The sequence below is a fragment of the Alcaligenes sp. NLF5-7 genome (assembly GCF_024266725.1).
Lineage (GTDB): Bacteria > Pseudomonadota > Gammaproteobacteria > Burkholderiales > Burkholderiaceae_B > Alcaligenes > Alcaligenes phenolicus.
Window position 1 is genome coordinate 3943697 of sequence record NZ_CP100755.1, and the last position, 18481, is coordinate 3962177.

At 55.7% G+C, this 18481-nt stretch carries 16 protein-coding genes; 7 read left to right on the plus strand and 9 right to left on the minus strand.

Features of this window, described 5'->3' with window-relative positions:
• Positions 1 to 186 precede the first annotated feature (186 nt).
• Positions 187 to 948: an NAD(+) diphosphatase gene (gene nudC, locus MID00_RS18175; RefSeq protein ID WP_254499266.1), complete on the plus strand. Its 762-nt coding sequence runs from the start codon at positions 187 to 189 to the stop codon at positions 946 to 948.
• 8 nt (positions 949 to 956) lie between these two features.
• Here the strand turns inward: nudC and MID00_RS18180 are convergent, their stop codons facing one another.
• From MID00_RS18180 to MID00_RS18205, 6 genes are all read right to left on the minus strand, one after another.
• Entirely contained in the window at positions 957 to 1412 is a 456-nt protein-coding gene (locus MID00_RS18180) for a MarR family winged helix-turn-helix transcriptional regulator (RefSeq protein ID WP_009453901.1), read from the minus strand.
• 71 nt (positions 1413 to 1483) lie between these two features.
• Positions 1484 to 2641 (minus strand): NAD(P)/FAD-dependent oxidoreductase, encoded by a 1158-nt coding sequence (locus MID00_RS18185; RefSeq protein ID WP_009453900.1) that lies wholly within the window; start codon positions 2639 to 2641, stop codon positions 1484 to 1486.
• Between the two features lie 10 nt (positions 2642 to 2651).
• Positions 2652 to 3644 (minus strand): VOC family protein, encoded by a 993-nt coding sequence (locus MID00_RS18190; protein WP_254499267.1) that lies wholly within the window; start codon positions 3642 to 3644, stop codon positions 2652 to 2654.
• Positions 3641 to 4504: an alpha/beta hydrolase gene (locus MID00_RS18195; protein ID WP_254499268.1), complete on the minus strand. Its 864-nt coding sequence runs from the start codon at positions 4502 to 4504 to the stop codon at positions 3641 to 3643. The genes MID00_RS18190 and MID00_RS18195 overlap by 4 nt, the downstream gene beginning before the upstream one ends.
• Before the next feature lie 3 nt (positions 4505 to 4507).
• Positions 4508 to 5746 (minus strand): nitrate/nitrite transporter, encoded by a 1239-nt coding sequence (locus tag MID00_RS18200; protein WP_254499269.1) that lies wholly within the window; start codon positions 5744 to 5746, stop codon positions 4508 to 4510.
• 170 nt (positions 5747 to 5916) lie between these two features.
• Positions 5917 to 7041: an MFS transporter gene (locus tag MID00_RS18205; protein ID WP_254499270.1), complete on the minus strand. Its 1125-nt coding sequence runs from the start codon at positions 7039 to 7041 to the stop codon at positions 5917 to 5919.
• A 98-nt stretch (positions 7042 to 7139) separates the two neighbouring features.
• Here MID00_RS18205 and MID00_RS18210 point away from each other — a divergent pair, with 98 nt between their 5' ends.
• The gene (locus MID00_RS18210) at positions 7140 to 7913 is read left to right on the plus strand and encodes a helix-turn-helix domain-containing protein (RefSeq protein WP_060185049.1); all 774 of its coding nucleotides are present in this window, start codon (positions 7140 to 7142) and stop codon (positions 7911 to 7913) included.
• A 121-nt stretch (positions 7914 to 8034) separates the two neighbouring features.
• A complete protein-coding gene (locus tag MID00_RS18215) occupies positions 8035 to 9351 on the plus strand; it encodes a M20 family metallopeptidase (RefSeq protein WP_060185048.1) in 1317 nt (438 codons plus the stop codon).
• Between the two features lie 74 nt (positions 9352 to 9425).
• Here MID00_RS18215 and MID00_RS18220 read toward each other — a convergent pair whose 3' ends face one another.
• The 3 genes from MID00_RS18220 to MID00_RS18230 form a co-directional block, all read right to left on the minus strand.
• A complete protein-coding gene (locus MID00_RS18220) occupies positions 9426 to 9875 on the minus strand; it encodes an Hsp20/alpha crystallin family protein (protein WP_009453888.1) in 450 nt (149 codons plus the stop codon).
• A gap of 191 nt (positions 9876 to 10066) precedes the next feature.
• Positions 10067 to 11599, minus strand: coding sequence for a nucleobase:cation symporter-2 family protein (locus MID00_RS18225; RefSeq protein WP_021446606.1), 1533 nt, complete (start codon positions 11597 to 11599; stop codon positions 10067 to 10069).
• A gap of 55 nt (positions 11600 to 11654) precedes the next feature.
• A complete protein-coding gene (locus MID00_RS18230; RefSeq protein ID WP_009453885.1) occupies positions 11655 to 13031 on the minus strand; it encodes an 8-oxoguanine deaminase in 1377 nt (458 codons plus the stop codon).
• 453 nt (positions 13032 to 13484) lie between these two features.
• Here MID00_RS18230 and fmdA point away from each other — a divergent pair, with 453 nt between their 5' ends.
• From fmdA to dsrO, 4 genes are all read left to right on the plus strand, one after another.
• Entirely contained in the window at positions 13485 to 14684 is a 1200-nt protein-coding gene (gene fmdA, locus MID00_RS18235) for a formamidase (RefSeq protein WP_021446607.1), read from the plus strand.
• A 57-nt stretch (positions 14685 to 14741) separates the two neighbouring features.
• Entirely contained in the window at positions 14742 to 15029 is a 288-nt protein-coding gene (locus MID00_RS18240; protein WP_009453884.1) for an FmdB family zinc ribbon protein, read from the plus strand.
• Positions 15030 to 15270: 241 nt separating this feature from the next.
• Complete coding sequence (locus MID00_RS18245) at positions 15271 to 17508, plus strand: TonB-dependent siderophore receptor (protein WP_302329846.1); 2238 nt, start codon at positions 15271 to 15273, stop codon at positions 17506 to 17508.
• Between the two features lie 209 nt (positions 17509 to 17717).
• Positions 17718 to 18476: a sulfate reduction electron transfer complex DsrMKJOP subunit DsrO gene (gene dsrO / locus MID00_RS18250; protein WP_009453878.1), complete on the plus strand. Its 759-nt coding sequence runs from the start codon at positions 17718 to 17720 to the stop codon at positions 18474 to 18476.
• Positions 18477 to 18481 lie beyond the last annotated feature (5 nt).

Here is an 18481-nt window from a genome sequence, read left to right on the forward strand (position 1 = left end):
CCAGGTAACACGTCACCTTTTTGACAGTTGTGTTTCTGGTTTTAAAACGGCGGATTTTTCTGGCCGCTGTCTGAACGCCCTGCTCGGCCCCTTGGGTTTTTCTCCGCTTTTTTCTGCCTCCGTCCTTCCCGTACAATAGCCAGCGCTGTGCTGCTCTTAGCCGGCTTATTAAAGGACAGAAAACACATGAATTTCATTTTTCGTGGAAATGAAATATTGGTCAGCAGCCAGGAAGGACAAGCCTTGATTCCTGCCAAACCCGCACTGGATTTAGCGCCAGCGCAATGGCATGCTCTTTTTCCAGGTGACGATTGTCAGGATTTTGCCTGCCACGTAGCGGCCGAGGCCCCGGCTCCGGATGGCTTTACCTTCCGTCACTTGCGCGGCGTGCTGTCGCAGTTGGGAGATCAAGCCAGTATGGTGAATCGGGCTTTTCAAGTCTCGGAATGGGCGCGCAGCCATCGTTACTGTGGTGTGTGCGGTTCGGCCATGGAGCGTGTGAAGCATGAACTGTGCTTTCGCTGCACCTCTTGTGGTTTCTCGGCCTATCCCCGCATCTCCCCGGCCATGATGGTACTGATCCGCGACAAGGACCGTATCTTGTTGGCCAGTCATTCCACTTACGCGACGGCGCGCTACACGGCTCTGGCCGGGTTTGTGGAAGCCGGTGAAAACCTGGAAGAAGCCATTCACCGTGAGGTTATGGAGGAAGTGGGGCTGCGCGTGGACAATATTCAGTACTTCGGCAGTCAGTCCTGGCCTTTCCCACATTCTTTAATGGTGGCTTATACCGCCGAGTACGCCGGGGGTGATCTGCGCATTCAAGCTGACGAAATCAATGACGCGCGCTGGTTTGGCCCGGGTGACGCCCTGCCCGATCTGCCCCATACAGACTCCATTGCGGGCCGTTTGATTCGGGCCAATTTACCGGGCCTGGCCAAGACTTAAAGCGTGACTCAGGTCGCTAGATGGGCGGCGACATTGCGCAGCATACGGCCCAAATCCTCGCGCTCATTCGGATTGAGCACTGACAGAGCATCATCAATCATTTCTTTGGCGGCGGGCCAGACTTGCGCATAGCGCTCACGGCCCGTTTCGCTCAGATACACACGCATATAGCGGCTGTCGTTTTCGTCCGTGCGGCGCTGCACCAATTCGCGTTCTTCCATTTGGTCAATCACCCGGCTCAAGACCGGCTGATGCACCACGATGGCCTTGGCAATTTCCCCGATGCTGCGCCCGTCCTTATCCCACAGGTACTGCAAGACCCGAAAGTGCACATAGGTCATATTGTGTTCACGCAGGGTGGTCGATCTTAGCGTTTGGTCCAACTTGTAGATAATGTTGGCCATCTGGAAGGCCAGATTGGTTTCTACGCTGCTGTCAGGGATGGAGACGGGAGTTTTGCTCATAATGCCTTGGGAGAGTCAATCCTGCGCTTGTCGCTCCATGAAATCGGAGCGACAAGCGGACCGTCAGTATACTAGCAGAGCTCTGCCTGGACGGTTCCCGTAGGCGTGTGACTGGCAGCGCGGAAAATCTGCGCGTAGCTCCAGGGATTGGCCATGGCAGAACGCACGACCTGAGTACGCACGGCATCGGGCAAGGCGCTGATCTCACCATATAGACAGGACCACTTCTGGCAGTGCTCTACAATCTCGCGCTCGTTGTTTTCCCAGGCTTCCAGGGCTTCGGGGATATCGCGGGCATCCTGCACCTTTTCCAGGAACGTGGCCAAAGCCAGGCCATTTTGCATGGCCATGCCCCCACCCTGCCCCAGGTTCGGCGGTTGAGCGTGGGCGGCGTCGCCCAAAATCGCGGTACGGCCACTGGACCAGGTTTTGCAGCGCGTCACACTGTAACGACCCCAACTGACCGGGCCATCTGCGCGTTCAATCAAGTGTGCCCAGTGTGGGAACAAGGCAGACCAGTATTCCTTGTCGATCTGGACATTGCTGGCACGCACATCGTCGTACGGGCACGTTAAGGCCAGATAGGTTTGGGTCTCGCTGACGGGCGTAATCAGCAAGCGATGCAGACCGTTCCAGTTCTCGATGTATTTTTGAGCGTCTTGCTCCGGAGTGTCGTCTGGCTTGCGGGTGATCATGGTACGCAAGGCCCCTTCGCGGGTTTGCTCGTGCACCAGTTCCAGACCGAGAGATTGGCGGATACGGGACCAGATGCCATCAGCACCCACGACCAGATCGGCACGTAAACGCTCGCCCGAGGCCAGTTGAACTTCGCCGCGTGCGCTGGCGGCAATGACTTCCACATTCGTGCGTACCTTTACGCCGGCGCGTTTGCCCGCTTGCTCCAGGGATTTCAGCAGTTGCGAGCGCATCACGGTAATCAGACGGCGATCGGGCGGTGTGGGGCCGCAATCAATGACTTCATTATTCAGATCACGCTGCTCAAAGTGGCTACCGTAGAAAGCGCCTTCAATCGCTTGCTCGTACGCTCCCAAGGCTTTGAGAACGCGCAGGCCGTTTTCCCAGATATAAATACCGGAGCCATTGGCGCGCAATTCAGACTGGCGCTCCAGCACAGTGACATCCCAGCCGCGTTGAGCCAAAGCGGCGGCGGTTGCCAAACCACCCAGGCCACCGCCTGCGATCAAGGCACTTAGTTTTTTATCGGACATGCTGGTTTCCTTAAACTTGCGCCCACAAAGGCAAAGAGTGATTGCTATCCAGAACACGTTCGCCAGCCAGAGTTACGTACCACTCGCTGAGCAGACCATCCGGGTCACGCAAGAAGAAAGCGCGCTTCCAGGGCAGGTTCACGTTGTGAACGGGTGTGATGTTCCGGGCTTTCAGGCGCTCCAGTGTTTGTTCCAGATCCTGGACGCCGGCCAGCTCGAAACTGCCATGCGAGAAGGAGGCTTCTTCATCACGTACCAGGATCAGGCTGTAATCATAATTGGCCAGACCGGCACGCAAGTAGACAACCTGCTCGTTTTCATAAACCACTTCCAGACCACCGACCTCGGTATAGAAGCGGCGCATGGCGCCCAACTGAGCGGTACGCAGCACGGCATGGGTGACTCGACGTGGTTGTACCGGGGCGTCGGCGACTGTTTCCAGAATGGGGTTGGAGTCGTAGCGGCCTTCGGTAAAAGGCTCCTGGCCTTCAGGATCCCAGCGACTGGTCAGCAATTCCATGGGGCCGCCCAGCACGCTGCGCCAGTCTTTAATGGTGTCGCAGTAGAACTCGTTGTAGTTGCCATCGGGGTCAAACATATAGACGCTATGGGCAACCTGATGGTCCACTGTCATGTCAATGTCGCGCCCTTGCTCTTTTGCGCGCTTCCAGCCGGCAACCAGTTCAGCTTCGTTTTCCAGCTCCCAGGCCAGGTGATTCAGGCCGGGTTTCAGGCCGATTGTGCCGGGCAGTTGCAGCAGACCATCGCGGCCATAACGATTCACGCCTTTGGTCGTTTCCATCATGCCCAAGTCGTGGGGGGTGTGGCCGGTGCCTAAAAAAGTCGCCACCAGATCCGGTTCGGTAAATTCCACTTTCAGGCCGCAGACCTGGCTGTAAAAATCTTCACCGCGTTGCAGTTCGTCAACCCACAGGTTGACGTGGCCCAGACGGCGGGGCTCAAAGCACGCGGTTTGGATGGAGTGGGAAGTTGCTTGTGTCATAGTCTCTCCTCCTGGGTATGACGATTCATGGTCTGCAACACGGCTAGCGTCAATGCGCTGTCGCTCTGCTCCAGACCCATCAAGACGTTGAAATGATTACGGTTTGGCACGGCCATGCTTTGCACCAGGCAGCCCGCCAGCTCGCATTGCCGGGCGTAGTGACGGCTTTGTTCTTGCATGACGGCAGGCTCCAGTGCCCCCCAGGCCACCAGCACGGGCGTTCCCCTTGCTGGTGGGTGCAAGGCCGGGCTATAGCGTTGGGCTTGTTCTTCGTTAAGCTGCAGCCAGTCATTCACGGCGGTCTGCAAGAGGGGATGCAAATCCATGACGCCGCTGATAATGCTGGCGCTGTGGATCAGACGTTGTTCACGTCGGGTATCGGCCGCCAGCAACATGCCGCTTAAATGGCCCCCTGCCGAGCTGCCACTAATATGAATACGCTGCGGGTCGCCATTAAATTGCGTGGCGTGCGCGTGGACCCACTGCAAGGCGCGTTCGCATTGCGCCACGATCTGCGGCAGGCGGTAAGCCGGAGCCAAACCGTAGTCCAGGCAAATCACCGTGGCACCGGCGGCATGCAGGCTTTGCGCCATCATGGCCGAGTCATCCTTGGACAACATGCGCCAGTAGCCCCCATGAATGAACAGGTATACCGGCGCGCCAGCCTGGCTGGCGGCATAGATATCCAGTTTTTCTGTCGGGTCATCGCCATAGGCGTGGGTGCTGAAACAGGCTTCCAGGGCTACACGAGCCCGTTCACTGGCCTGCTTGTAGGTGGCCATCTCAGCGTCAAAATCAGCCACCGAGGCCTGGAGCCGGTATTGCTCCAGGTCTGCTGGATCGAAAACAAGTTTGTTCATTGCTTATTCCGCCTGCGCCGAAGGCAAGCGATTCAATAGGAGGAAACCGATGAAAACCAGCACTTCCACCACCAGGAAGCTGCCAAAGGCCCAGATGTAGGAACCAGTCAGGCTCAGCAAGAGGCCCAGCAGGGACGGCGCGACAAAGGTGGCAAACACACCGCCCATTTCGGCATAGCCAGCAGCACTAGGGCCCAGGTTCACGCCATAGCGCTCCCCCACGTAGCTGAAAATGGCGCCACCATGAAAGACCCCTACGCCGCAAAGAATGGCCACGATGAGCAGGCCGCTGTAGGGCAATGCCTGCCAGGCAACCAGAACACAGGCGCTGGCCGCCAGAATGGTCAACCACATGCCCACACGCATTACCCCAACACGGGTAAAGCGATCGCTGACATAACCGCCCAGAATCAGGAAGAAGACTTGGGACAAGCCCATGATGGTGCCGAACAAGGGAGCCTGTTCGGGGGCCATTTTCTGCACATCAATCAGCGCTGGAATCAGCCAGGTCGCGGTTGCCGCAACCGAGAACAAAGCCCCAAAAATGGCCAGAATGCCTACCCAGATCCAGGGGCGTGCGGCGATGGAGCGCAACACACCGGCATCGGTTTTGATCTTGTCGTGTGGATCTTGATAAGGACCGGCGCGTACCACCAGCTGCGTGATTAAACAGGCACTTAAGGTCAGCCCGCCCAGGACCAGGAAGAAAGCACGCCAGCCATGGGCCATGGCGTAAGGCAAACCCAAGGCAAAGTCCAGGGTAATGGCCAGCGAATAGGCGGCCAGAATAATGCCCAGCACCAGACCCTGGCGGCGTGGCGCAAACCACTGCATGACGATTTTCATGGACCCGACCCAGACTGCAGAGTCAAAAAAGCCCACAACCAGACGCAGTAAAAATAGCTGCGTGAAATCCTGTGCCTGAGTCTGCAGCAGCATCAGCAAGCCGCTGCCACCCAAGCCAATCAGGTACAAACGGGCCGAGCTCATGGAGCGACCACGTGGTGCCCAGAACAACATGCCCAGTGCAAACGAGACACCGAAAGCACCCTGCACCAGCCCGGCTTGCGCGGGGCTCAGTGACAGGTCTGCCGAGACAATTTTGATAACAGCTGCAAAGCCGTAAAAGTCGGCCGCCAGGCACATTTCGCCCATCACGGCCATCAACAGCATGAGCAAGGCCACTGTGCCGCGTGGCTTGACCTTGTCGAGCGGATTGCCCATAACCCCCTGTTCCACCATGTCATCCTCTCCTTTTGGATAAATGTTCAAGCTGAGTGTTTGTCAGGCACACTCTTCAATTGCTTTAAACATGAAGGATTATGGTGATTTGGCTTAACCTATGTCAATACATATGTATTAGTATATACCCTATGATGAGGCGGCTTACGAATGGCGTATCAGGGTTTTTCTCAAGCCTTTTTCAGGGGCAAGGCCAGACAAATAGCGGCCAGCACAGCACAAACAACAGTCACGTCAGCCAGACTCCCCCACCAGGCCGACAAGGCCAAACCGATGCCTAGCAACAGGCTGTACATCAGGCCAAAGACAGCACCTGCCTTCCCTGCCACCGAGCGATAGTCCTGCAAGGCAGCCGACAAAAGATTGGGGATGGCGATGGCGTAGGCCAATGCCAGCAACATGGCCGGCAGCAGGAAAATCAGATGTGTTCCCGCCAACTCCAGGCCGGTGGCCGCCACGGCCAAAATCAAAATCCCCCGCCACACCAAATGCCGGGCACGGTGTCCTGCCGCCAGCCAGCGGCGATTCAGAAAAGCGCCCATAAAGGTTCCGGCAGCCAGTAAAAGGCCGGCCACCATCATGGGACGGTTATCGGAGCCCAGGCCTTCCAGCAGGAAAGGTGCCCATTGGTAAAAGGAAAAAATCGTGACGTTGAACAGAGCCACCAGCATGGCGGACTGCCAAATTGCCGGGTCACGCAGCAAGCGGAGCAGCACATTCACCATGCTGGCCTGGCTGTGTTGAAGCGGGCGGGTTTCAGGAAGCTGAAACAGGCAAGCAGCCAACAAGATCAAGGCCAACACGAACAGCCCCAGAAAGACGGGCATGAGGCTTGCGCTTGTTGTCAGAGCGACGCCCATTGCCAGACCTAGCAAGGGACTTAATGCCAGAGCGGCGCCTATGGTGCCAAAGATCCTGGCTAGATCTTCTGCCTGGTAGCGATCGCGCAACATGGTTTGTACACCGATCGAGCCGACCGCTGCTCCAAATGCACTGATCATGCGGGCAGCCAGCAAAACACCGAAGCTGGGGCTGAACACAGCCAGCAGGCAGCCCAGGCCATAAACCGCCAAACCGGCCAGAACAGCGGGCCGACGCCCGGCCTTGTCGCATAGCCAGCCCCAGAACAGCACGCCTGCGGCAAAGGCTATGAAGTAGACCGATAAGGTCTGCCCGGCGCGGCTGGCCGACACGGAGTAACTGTCGGCGATCAGGGGTAAAGCCGGGCTATAGGCGGTTTCCACCACCTGCGGAAACATGATCAAGGCGATCATCAAGAATAGAAAACGAGACATGCAAACCACACTGAATTGGGAAAAAAGAATCAGCGTAAGTCTGGCTGGATTTTTCTATTACAAGTATTCTGATAAAAAACCAATGAAATCGGACAATCATGCCTTGGTTAGATGCTAGTGACCCCTTTCCCGACCTGACAGATCACCATGTATTGGGTATTGCTGCCCGTTTGGCGCAACATGATTCCGGCCTGCATCAGCACCCCTGGGGCCAGATCCTGTACACGCACAGCGGTTGCATTACTGTCACCCTGGATCAGCAATTGTGCTTGTTGCCACCGGGACGCTTGATCTGGATCCCTCCCTTGCTGCTCCATCAGGCACAGATGAGCGAGCAGGTGGATTACCGATCGGTGTATCTGGACCCGACTCATTACCCTGATTTGCCCTCTCAGGTTCAACTACTGGCGGCGAACGATTTGCTGACTGCCGCGCTGGACCGTATTGCCCAAGCTGATTTGGACGAGGACTGGGATCAGCCGCCGGGCCATCATGTGATGCTGGTCTTGCTTGATGAGCTGCAACGGGCGCCCGATCAGGCTTTGTTTCTGCCCTTGCCGCTTGATAGCCGCTTAAGACAAATTCCCTTGGACAGCCTGCCTCCCGCTCTGAATGAATTAGCCAGCTATCTGGGCGCCAGTGAAAAAACCATCAGCCGCCTTTTCAAGCGAGATACTGGTCTGAATTACCAGCAGTGGAGACAACAGTGGCGTTTGCTTAAGGCGATCGAGCAGCTTTCTATCGGGGGCCGTGTCACCCGGTTAGCTTCAGACTTGGGCTTTGCCAGCGACAGCGCTTTTATTGCCTTTTTCAAGGAACAGACGGGCCTGACTCCCGGCCAATATGGTCGCCAGAAGCGCTATTTTGATTAGACAGTAATGGGCGAGTGCACCCGGGGGTTCTAGTTAGTAGAAGTGTCAATAATTACTCCGTTCACTGTATATACCGGTGCTATGATCAGTCGCTATTACTACTAAAAAGAGAGGAGACTGTATGAAGCATTCATTGCGCCTGAGTTTGTTGGCAGCGACATGTTTAATGGCCGGTACCGCGTTGGCGCAAGCCAGCAATCCCATCATGGATACTGCATTAAGCAAGGCCGACGCCTTGGAGCAGCAGGTTATTGAGTGGCGTCGTCATATTCACCAGAATCCTGAGCTGTCTTATCAAGAGCACGATACGGCGGCGTATATCAAAGCCGCTCTGGAAACCATGCCCGGTTATCAGATCCAGACCGGCATTGCTCAAACCGGCGTCAAGGCAGTATTGAAAGGTGGCAAGCCTGGGCCAGTTGTGGCCTTGCGAGCCGATATGGATGCCCTGCCCGTGCAGGAACGTAATGATTTGCCCTTCAAGTCTGTCGCCAAGGGCACTTGGCAAGGCAAGGAAGTGTCGGTATCGCATGCTTGCGGCCACGACACCCACGTTGCCATGTTGTTAGGTGCGGCCAAGGTCTTTTCGGATATGCGCGACGAACTGCCTGGTACGATTGTGTTGCTGTTCCAACCAGCTGAAGAGCAAGGCCCTGGCAAACCGTTAAGTGGTGCTAACGCGATGATGGCTGAAGGCGTGCTGGATCAACCTAAAGTGGATGTAGTGATGGGCCAGCACATTGGTCCTTCCTACCCTGCCGGCAGTATTGGCTACCGTCAAGGCAGCTTGATGGCCAGTGGCGATGTGTTCTCCATCTCTTTGGCAGGTAAAGGTGGCCATGGCTCCTCTCCCTGGAGTGCTGCCTCTCCGGTTGTCGCTGCAGCTGAAACCGTTGTGGCCTTGAACAACATTATCGCCCAGCGTACCAATCCCCAGGACGGCACTACTGTCGTGACGGTAGGTTCGTTGCAAAGCGGTAATCGCCCCAATGTTCTGCCGGAAAGTGCCGATATCAGTGGTACGGTGCGCTCCCTGTCCAAGCAAAACCAGGCAACCGCACATGAGCTGATTCAGCGCTACGCGCAAAACATTGCTGCGAACCACGATTTGAAGGCCACTGTGCGTATCGATACTGGCTACGAAGTTTTGGTCAGCGATCCTAAGGCTACCCAAACTGTGATTCCTGCTCTGGAGCTGGCAACGGACGGGATTGGGGCCAAGGAAGTTGCCCCTGGTATGGGCTCCGAGGACTTCGGCGCCTTTGGCAAGAACGTGCCCGTGGTTTTCTGGCGTCTGAATGCCTCGACATATTCCGACAAGATGGGAGCACCTAACCATTCGCCTGAATTCATGATTGATGAAAAGGCTTTGCGCATAGGTACTCGTGCTTTAGTGGCCAGCTCTTTGACTTATATGATGGATCACAAAAAACCGTAGCCTCTTGATGGTTTCAGATGGAGAACAAAAAAACCGCGCCGTAAATGGCGCGGTTTTCAATTTAACAAGCTTATTTAGCGGATTTCCAGCTTCTTGGCCCCTGTTCCACTCTTTTTCTTGGGCAGAATCAGCTCCAGTACGCCGTTTTCGCATTTGGCGCTGGCCCGGGACTCGTCAATATCCTGCGCCAGGCTGAAGCGACGTGTCTGCACCCCGTAATAGCGCTCACTACGCAAGACCGTATCGCCGTCCTTTTCTTCCTGAGTCCGACGGCTTTCCACGCGGATAGAAACCACATTGCCTTCGACGCTGACATGCACGTCTTCCTTGTTGATACCTGGCACTTCCGCGCTGACTTGATAGGCCTCTTCGCTCTCGCTGACATCCAGACGAATGGCGGGCGGTGTATTTCCGGCCAGGGAGCCGACAACAGGAACGCGTCGGAAGATGTCTTCAATATCTCGCCACGTGTCCAGGCCCGCCAGATCACCAAACGGATTAAAACGTGTCAAATTATTTGCCATGCTTGATCTCCATTTTTCCTTTGCTGAGCCCTGCTGCAATGGAAGGCGTGGGCTCGATCGCCTACATAAAAAGAGATGAGGCTAGTTCCCGATATTTCAAGTGCTTAGCTAAAAAAAACCGCCTTGCTCCCTAAAGAGACAAGGCGGCCAAAGGTACGATCTTATGTTCTTTTAGCAATGTTTCTACTTGTTCAGGTACTGCTTAAACTCGGTTTCGTGTGCAGCACAGGGGCCTGTTCCGGTGCGGAGTGCTCATCAGCAATAATCGGGATCTCCTTGCCGTCCTTGTCCATGACCTTGCCGTTTTCAACATAGTCCCCTTCGTTCAGATTGGCCACGTCCGAGACCCGCAGATAGCGGCCTCCACCCGCAGCAAACACAGAGGGCTGATCCGGATTGCCCAAGGTGAAGTGGTTGAACAACAGGTTCAGCACAATCGCCACCAGGGCCGCCGAGCTGATGCCGGAGTGGAAAATCGTCGCAAACCAGGTTGGGAAGTGCTCGTAGAACTTGGGGGCCACGATAGGAATCATGCCGGCGCCGATAGCGGTGGCGACGATGATCAGGTTCATATTGTTTTCGTAGTTCACCTTGGCCAGCGTACGGATACCGCTGGCAGCGACGGTGCCAAACAGGACCATACCCGCGCCACCCAGTACCGCGGGTGGGACAGCGGCAACCAGACGGCCCATGATGGGCAGCAAGCCCAGTGCGATCAGAATCAGGCCACCAAAGGCTACGACGTAACGGCTTTTCACGCCGGTGACCGCCACCAGACCGACGTTCTGAGCAAAGGCACTTTGTGTGAAAGAGCCAAATACAGGGGCGATCAGGCTGGAGAGCATATCGGCACGCAGGCCATCACCCAGACGACGAGCATCCACTTTGGTTTCAATAATGTCGCCCACGGCCAGAATGTCGGCCGAAGTTTCCACCAGCGTCACGATGATCACAATGAACATGGAGATAATCGCGGCAGTCTGGAAAGTGGGCATGCCAAAGTGGAACAGGCTGGGCAAGGCAAAGACCTCGCCTTCGCTGACGGCAGAGAAATCTGCATGGCCCATGGCGACGGCAATGATGGTGCCGATAATAATGGCCAGCAAGATAGACAGGCGGGAGATCGTGGCGCTGCCCAGCTTGCTGAGCAAGAGCACGATCAGCAAGGTCATGGCGGCCAGGGAAATATTACCTACGCTACCAAAATCCGGTGCGGAAGGATTACCGCCCATGGCCCAGAATGCGGCCACTGGCATCAAGGTCAGACCAATAGTCGTAATCACGCAGCCCGTGACTAAAGGCGGGAAGAACCGGATCACCCGTGAAAAGACCGGCGTAATCAGCAGCCCTAGCAGGGACGCGACAATGACTGCGCCAAATACGGCTGGCAAACCGCCGCCCGTACCCAAAATGGCGATCATGGTGGCTACGCCAGAAAACGATACCCCTTGAACCAGCGGCAGACGGCAGCCGAAAAACGGCACGCCCAGCGTTTGCAGCAAGGTCGCCAGGCCGCCCATGAACAAGCAGGCGGTAATCAGCAAGCCGGTTTCATTGGCAGGCAGGCCAGCGGCCTCGCCAATGATCAGGGGTACGGCAATAATGCCGCCATACATGGTCAATACGTGTTGAAAACCGTAGGCAAGATTCGCGCCCAGGCCCAGATTCTCGTCTTCGGGGCGCTGCGCAGTCGCTGCACCCGTCGCCCTTGTAGGTGTTGTCATTGTTTGTCTCCGAAAATAAATAGGCAGGGCTCTAGAGGCCCTGTCACTACCGAACTCAAGCTGTCGCTACGGTATCCAGTACCTTGTCGCGCAAACGACGCGCAGCGGCTTGATGGCGTTGCATCAGGTCTTGCAAATCAATGCCGCAGGCTTGGCCGTCAATCACGCGCCACTGGCCGGCGACCATCACGCGGTCGGCCCGGTCTGCGCCGCAGAGCAGCAAGGCAGCCAAGGGGTTCTCAGCGCCGGAAAAGCGCAATTCATCCAGGGTGAACAAGGCCAGATCGGCCTGCTGCCCGACGTTCAGGCCACCAATATCCTCGCGACCCAAACAACGGGCCGAGCCTTGAGTCGCCCAACGGATAACGGCTTGATGGGTAACCTGGCCCGGCTCGTAGCGCAGCCGGCCCAGCAAGAGTGCCTGTCGCATCTCTTGAGCCAGATTGGAGTGATCATTGGAGGCCGAGCCATCTACGGCCAGCCCCACGGGTGCACCAGCGGCTTCCAGCTCGATGGTGCGGCACAGGCCGCTGCCCAAGACCATATTGGACGAGGGACAATGGGCAATACCTGTGCCTGCCCGGCCCAGACGCTGGATTTCTTCGTCGTTGAAGTGAATGCCGTGTGCCAGCCAGGTGCGATTGCTTAACCAGCCCTGCTGATCCAGATAGTCCAGTGGACGCATACCAAAGAGGCGCTCGCAGTAGGCAGTTTCGTCGTCTGTTTCAGCCAGATGCGTATGCAGGCGTACGTCCTCGCGTTCGGCCAGCTTGGCGCTTTCGCTCATCAACTCGCGGCTGACAGAGAAAGGCGAACACGGAGCCAGGGCCAGCGTGATCATCGCCCCATCCTCGCGTTGGTGATATTGGCGAATCAGGCGCAGGCTGTCGTCCAGAATGGTTTGTTCGTCCTGTACGACGTTTTGCGGGGGCAAGCCTCCCTGATCCCGACCCACACTCATGGAACCACGGGTCAATGCGGCGCGTACACCCAGGCGTTGAGCGGTTTCAGCCTGGCAATCAATGGCATGTTGCAAGGCGCCCGAAAACACATAGTGGTGATCGGCCACCGTCGTACAGCCCGACTGCAACAGTTCCACCATGGCCAGCTCGCTGGCCACCTGCATTTGCTCGTCGTCCAGCCCGGCCCACACGTCATACAAGGTGGTCAGCCAGGGGAACAAGGGTTTGTTCAGCGCTGGGGTATAGGCCCGTGTCAGGGTTTGGTAAAAGTGATGATGTGTATTCACCAAACCGGGCAGCAAAACGTGCCGGGAGGCATCCCAGCTTTGGTCGTAAGCCTGCTTGGGCTGCTGACCGGCGGCCACTTTTTCGATAATGCGGCTATCTTGCACCAGTACGCCACCGGCAGCTTGTGCATCTGAACAGGCCAGTGGATTGCGAATCCACAGGATCGGGGAACGGCTAGTCATTATTGTGTCTCCTGCGTTTTATTGCTTTTTATTGTTGTCAGTTCGACTAGCCGACCTATATACCTGCTGTGATAAGGGTTATTTGGAGCCTGGCCTTAGCTGTACCCTTTTTCGCTCCAAGCCTTGAGTCCTGCTAGGCCATTCAGGAACTCTTATGCCTTCTATAAGGTTTGTCGTATAGAGAGCAGCCCGTTTTTTTACGGTATTCCGGGACATAAAAAATTTGCTCAAAATCAGGATTTATCCTCTGGACAAAAACCTGGGACTATTGTCCTTTAATCACTTAAAGCCTAAATCATTGACTCGCTTAGGAATTTATTTATTGGCATAAAAAAACATATAAATCCGCATATCCACACATTTTGACCGTGCCTGTTCAGTCGTGTTAATTGTGTCGCCAAGCGCATTAAAAGCGCCGTTGTGCTGACCTCGCACACATTATTCGGAGAACACATGCAGCATATAAAAATCAAACCCGGCGCACCCCTGGCCGAACAAGCTGAAATCGGGCACAACCGATGGCACCCTGATATTCCAGACCTGACCAGCGTGAAGCCTGGCGAGGAAATGATTCTGGAGTGCATGGACTTTCTGGACGCCCAGATCAAGAACACGGACAGCGCCAACGACGTACGCGACGTTGACCTGACCCGCGCCCACCCATTGACTGGCCCCATCCACGTAGAGGGTGCTGAGCCAGGCGATATTCTGGTGGTGGATCTGCTGGATATTCGCGCCATTACGCCTGTCGGTTTCTCCGGCATTTTTGCCAAGGAAAATGGCGGTGGCTTTTTGGCCGAGCATTTCCCCGAAGCCGACAAGGCCATCTGGGACCTGCATGGTGTTTACGCCACCTCGCGTCACATCCCTGGCGTACGCATTGCGGCCATGATGCACCCTGGCTTGATCGGCACCCTGCCCTCGCACGAACTGCTGCGCGAGTGGAACCGCCGTGAAGCCCTGCTGGTGCCCAAGGGCCACGCCAATCCGCCTGATGCCAAAACCGCTGTATTGCGCGGCGTTAAAGGGGCCGAGTTTGACCGCATGGCGGCTGAAGCTGCTCGTACCGTGCCTCCACGTGAGCACGGCGGCAATCTGGATATCAAGAACCTGACCATTGGCTCGCGGATTTACTTCCCCGTCTATGTGAAGGGTGCTGGCCTGTCCATGGGCGACTTGCACTTCTCCCAGGGCGATGGCGAAATCTCCTTCTGTGGTGCCATTGAAATGGACGGCGCAGCCCACCTTGGCTTTGATCTGATCAAAGGTGGCATGGCCAAATACAATCTGACCGCGCCTATCTATGTTCCAGGCCGTCATGATCCCAAGTACGATCAGTGGATGCACTTCACGGGCATCAGCGTGGAAGAAGGCGTCAACTACTACCTGGATTCTACGGTTGCATACCGTCAGGCCTGTTTGGCTGCGATCGATTACATCAGCCGCACGACAGACCTGTCGCGTGCGCAAGCCTATATGTTGCTGACTGCTGCTCCCGTTGAGGGCCGTTACGGCGGCGTGGTGGATCTGCCTAACAGCTCCGCTTCTCTGGCCTTGCCTACCGGTATTTTTGATACCGATATCCTGCCTAAAGGTGCCTTGAATGACGCGGCCCGTTTTGGCCGTCCAGGCACACGCTGTAACTTGACCTGATCAGTCTCTGGCCCTGGCTTCGTCTTGGAGTCAGGGCTTGCTTTACTCGGATTTGCCATGCCTTTGTACGACTATCTTTGTAATCATTGCCTGCAACGCAGTAGCCATTTGCGCAGCATTGCCACCCGCAACGATCCCCAGACCTGCCCTGCTTGTGAAAAAGGCAGCCTCTTGCTGCAACTGAGCGCACCACGACGCCTGTTCAGCAAAGCCAGCCCCACGCGCGGTCTGACTCCTCAACAAGCTTTGGCGGGCAATAATGTGACCGGGCCCGGCACTCGTTCCAGCACCCGGAATTCTGTCATCCATACCTGTATGGGTCCTGGCTGCAGCGTTTGCGCCTAAATACAATCAGCCCCTTTGCAGCGCAAGCTGTCAGCCTTGACAGGCCGCAGCTTTAACGTTGGCGGGCGTAGTTCTGGCTGAATTTGCCCAGTCGGATCTGTTGGTTTTACGAGATTCACGCTCGGTAACATGAAACATTCTGTTTATAATCAAGAATCAATCTCATTATTACTGGGTGTTCATTATGTCGGTGTCCTCGTCTCTCGCCGCTAAGCGCCAGGTGCCTGGCGGCGTATCTTTTATGCCTTTAAGCAGTCTGGCAGTGGCTTTATTGTTGGCCTTTCCCTATCAGACGCAAGCGCAAGAGGTCGAGGAGCTGGACCGCATCGTGGTCAAGGCCGAGCAGGAGCTCAAGCAGACCTTGGGCTCTTCCATCATTACCGCCGAAGACATCCAGAAGTCCCCTCCCGCCAACGATATCTCCGAAGTTCTGCGCACCATGCCGGGCGTGAACCTGACAGGTAACTCGGCTAGCGGCCAGCGCGGTAATAATCGCCAGATCGACATTCGCGGCATGGGCCCGGAAAACACCATGATTCTGATTGACGGCAAACCCGTCAGTTCGCGTTCTGCTGTGCGTTTCGGCTGGCGTGGCGAGCGCGATTCGCGTGGGGATACCAACTGGGTACCTGCCGAGCAGATCGAACGCGTGGAAGTGCTGCGCGGCCCGGCAGCAGCACGTTACGGCAACGGGGCTGCGGGTGGTGTGGTCAACATCATCACCAAACCTACAACAGACAAATTCCAGGGCACCTACTCCTTGTATGGCAACTTGCCCGAACATAGCGATGAAGGCGCCACGCGACGCATGAGCTTTGGCTTGAGTGGCCCGATCAGCGAATCTTTGTCCTTCCGTTTGTATGGGAACCTGAACAAGACGGATTCGGACGATCCGGAGATCAATAAAGGACACCAGACCGAGCGTGGTGGTGCCAATGCGAACAGCTTGCCTGCTGGACGTGAAGGCGTACGTAACAAGGACATCAATGGTTTGCTGTCCTGGCGTCCTGATAGCCGTCAAACGGTGGATCTGGAGGCCTCCTATAGCCGCCAAGGCAATATTTATACGGGTGATACCCAGAACACGAATACCAATGACGAGGTGAAACGTCAGCTGGGCGACGAGACCAACAAGATGTATCGCCAAAGCTATTCGCTGACGCATCGTGGGGACTGGAACGATAAGACGAACTCCCTGGCCTACTTCCAGTACGAAAAGACGCGTAACTATCGTTTGCTGGAAGGCTTGGCCGGAGGGACTGAGGGTGCTTTTAATGATCCATCCCGAGTCAAGGATGGAGGTTTTGGCACAGCGGACCTGACCACCATGACGGCCCACGCTGAGGCCAGCCATCAATTCAAGACCGGTAGCGTCGAGCAATACGCCACTATCGGTATGGAGTGGGTTGGGCAGGAGCTGAACGACAAGTCCTCGGACTTGGCACAACGTAACCCGACCCGTATTCCTGGTGTCCCCAACAAATACAAACCCAAGTCGCGGGCGAATATTTACTCGGTTTTCGCTGAAAACAATATTTATGCCACCGACAAGACCACGGTTACCCCAGGTTTGCGTTTTGACTATCACGACAAGCATGGCAGCAACTGGAGCCCATCGCTTAACCTGACTCATGCCGTGACGGATAACTGGCTCTTGAAAGCCGGTATCGCCCGTGCTTACAAGGCACCTAACCTGTATCAAAGCAATGACGGCTATACCTTGTACAGCCTGGGTAACGGCTGCTGGGGCAATACCACGGGCAGTAGCACGGGTTGCTTCCTGCAAGGTAATTCGGACTTGAAGGCCGAAACCAGCATCAATAAAGAATTGGGTGTCGAGTACGTGGGTGACAACGGCCTGGGTGCCAGCCTGACCTACTTCCATAATGATTACCGCAACAAAGTAGAAGCGGGCCGTTTTGCAATCGATAGCTTCACGGCCTTGAACAATCAACAATTGATTCTGCAATGGGAAAACATTCCCAAAGCCGTAGTTTCGGGTTTGGAAGGTAACTTGACGCTGCCTTTGGCCGAAAACTGGCTGTGGTCCACCAACTTCACCTACATGATCGAGTCCAAGAACAAGACTACGGGTGAAGCGCTGTCCACTATCCCTAAATACACGATCAATACGACTCTGGACTGGGATGTAAATGCCGATTGGTCCTTGCGCGCCAAGGCAACCTTTTACGGCGAGCAAAAGCCACCGAAGTACGACTACTACGGTCAGCCTTTGACGGGTTCTGCAACCGACAAGGTGTCCCCTTACGCCTTGTTTGGTCTGAGCACGCAGTACAAGATCAACAAGCACTTCCGCATCAATGCAGGGGTTGATAACCTCTTTGATAAGCGTCTGTTCCGTCGCGGCAATGCCATCGGCGTGAACCTGGGTACCCCCAATTACATCTACGGTGCTGGGGCCTACACATTCAACCAACCCGGCCGCACTTTCTTCCTGGGCTTAAGCGGAACGTTCTAAGCGGTTTTATCCACAACTCAGGTATATAGCGCCCCTCCCTTTCCTGGAGGGGCTTTTTTTTGTGCCTGAAAAATACAGCCGAGCGTCAACATTTCAACCTTTAAATGTTCTGTTTGACCTTCATCAAGACCGGAACTTTGTATTCTTCATATGCTTATAACTATAAATAATGTCAATGGGTTCAACCCAAGCATAGGAAAGGAAAACACATGATCCCAAGCGCCGAGCCCAAAAAGGGCAAGCGACGTTTTCTTAAGGAATTGCTGGGCCTTAGTGCCGGGGCCACGATTATTCCTATTCAGCCTGTTCATGCTGCCATGAACAGCCAGCCTCCACGACGTAGCGGTGGGAAAGATGGGGCCCGCTACGGCATGGTGGTTGATCTAAGAAAATGTATCGGTTGCCAGGCCTGTACGGTCAGCTGTTCTATCGAAAATGCACCCCCTATCGGGCAGTTCCGCACCACGGTTCTGCAATATGAGGTGCTCGATGAACAGCAGCAGGCGGCCATGCTGAGCCTGCCACGCCTCTGTAACCACTGCGACAACCCGCCCTGTGTGCCGGTCTGTCCTGTGCAGGCGACGTTCCAGCGCGAAGACGGGGTGGTGCTGGTCGACAACGAACGATGTGTTGGCTGTGCCTACTGTGTTCAAGCCTGTCCTTACGATGCCCGTTTCATTAACCATGAAACCCAGACCGCCGATAAATGCACCTTCTGCGAGCACCGCCTGGAAGTGGGTCTGCTGCCCGCCTGCGTGGAAAGCTGCGTGGGTGGCGCACGCGTCATTGGCGATATGAACGATGAAACCAGCACGATTTCCCAGCTGCTTAAAGAGCACAAAGAGGAAATCCGTGTACTCAAGCCCGGCATGAACACCAACCCGCATGTGTTCTACATCGGTTTGCCCGATGAGTTCGTCGATGGTGTGGATGGGCAGGCCAGTGTGCGTCTGACCAATCAGTTCTAAGGGGC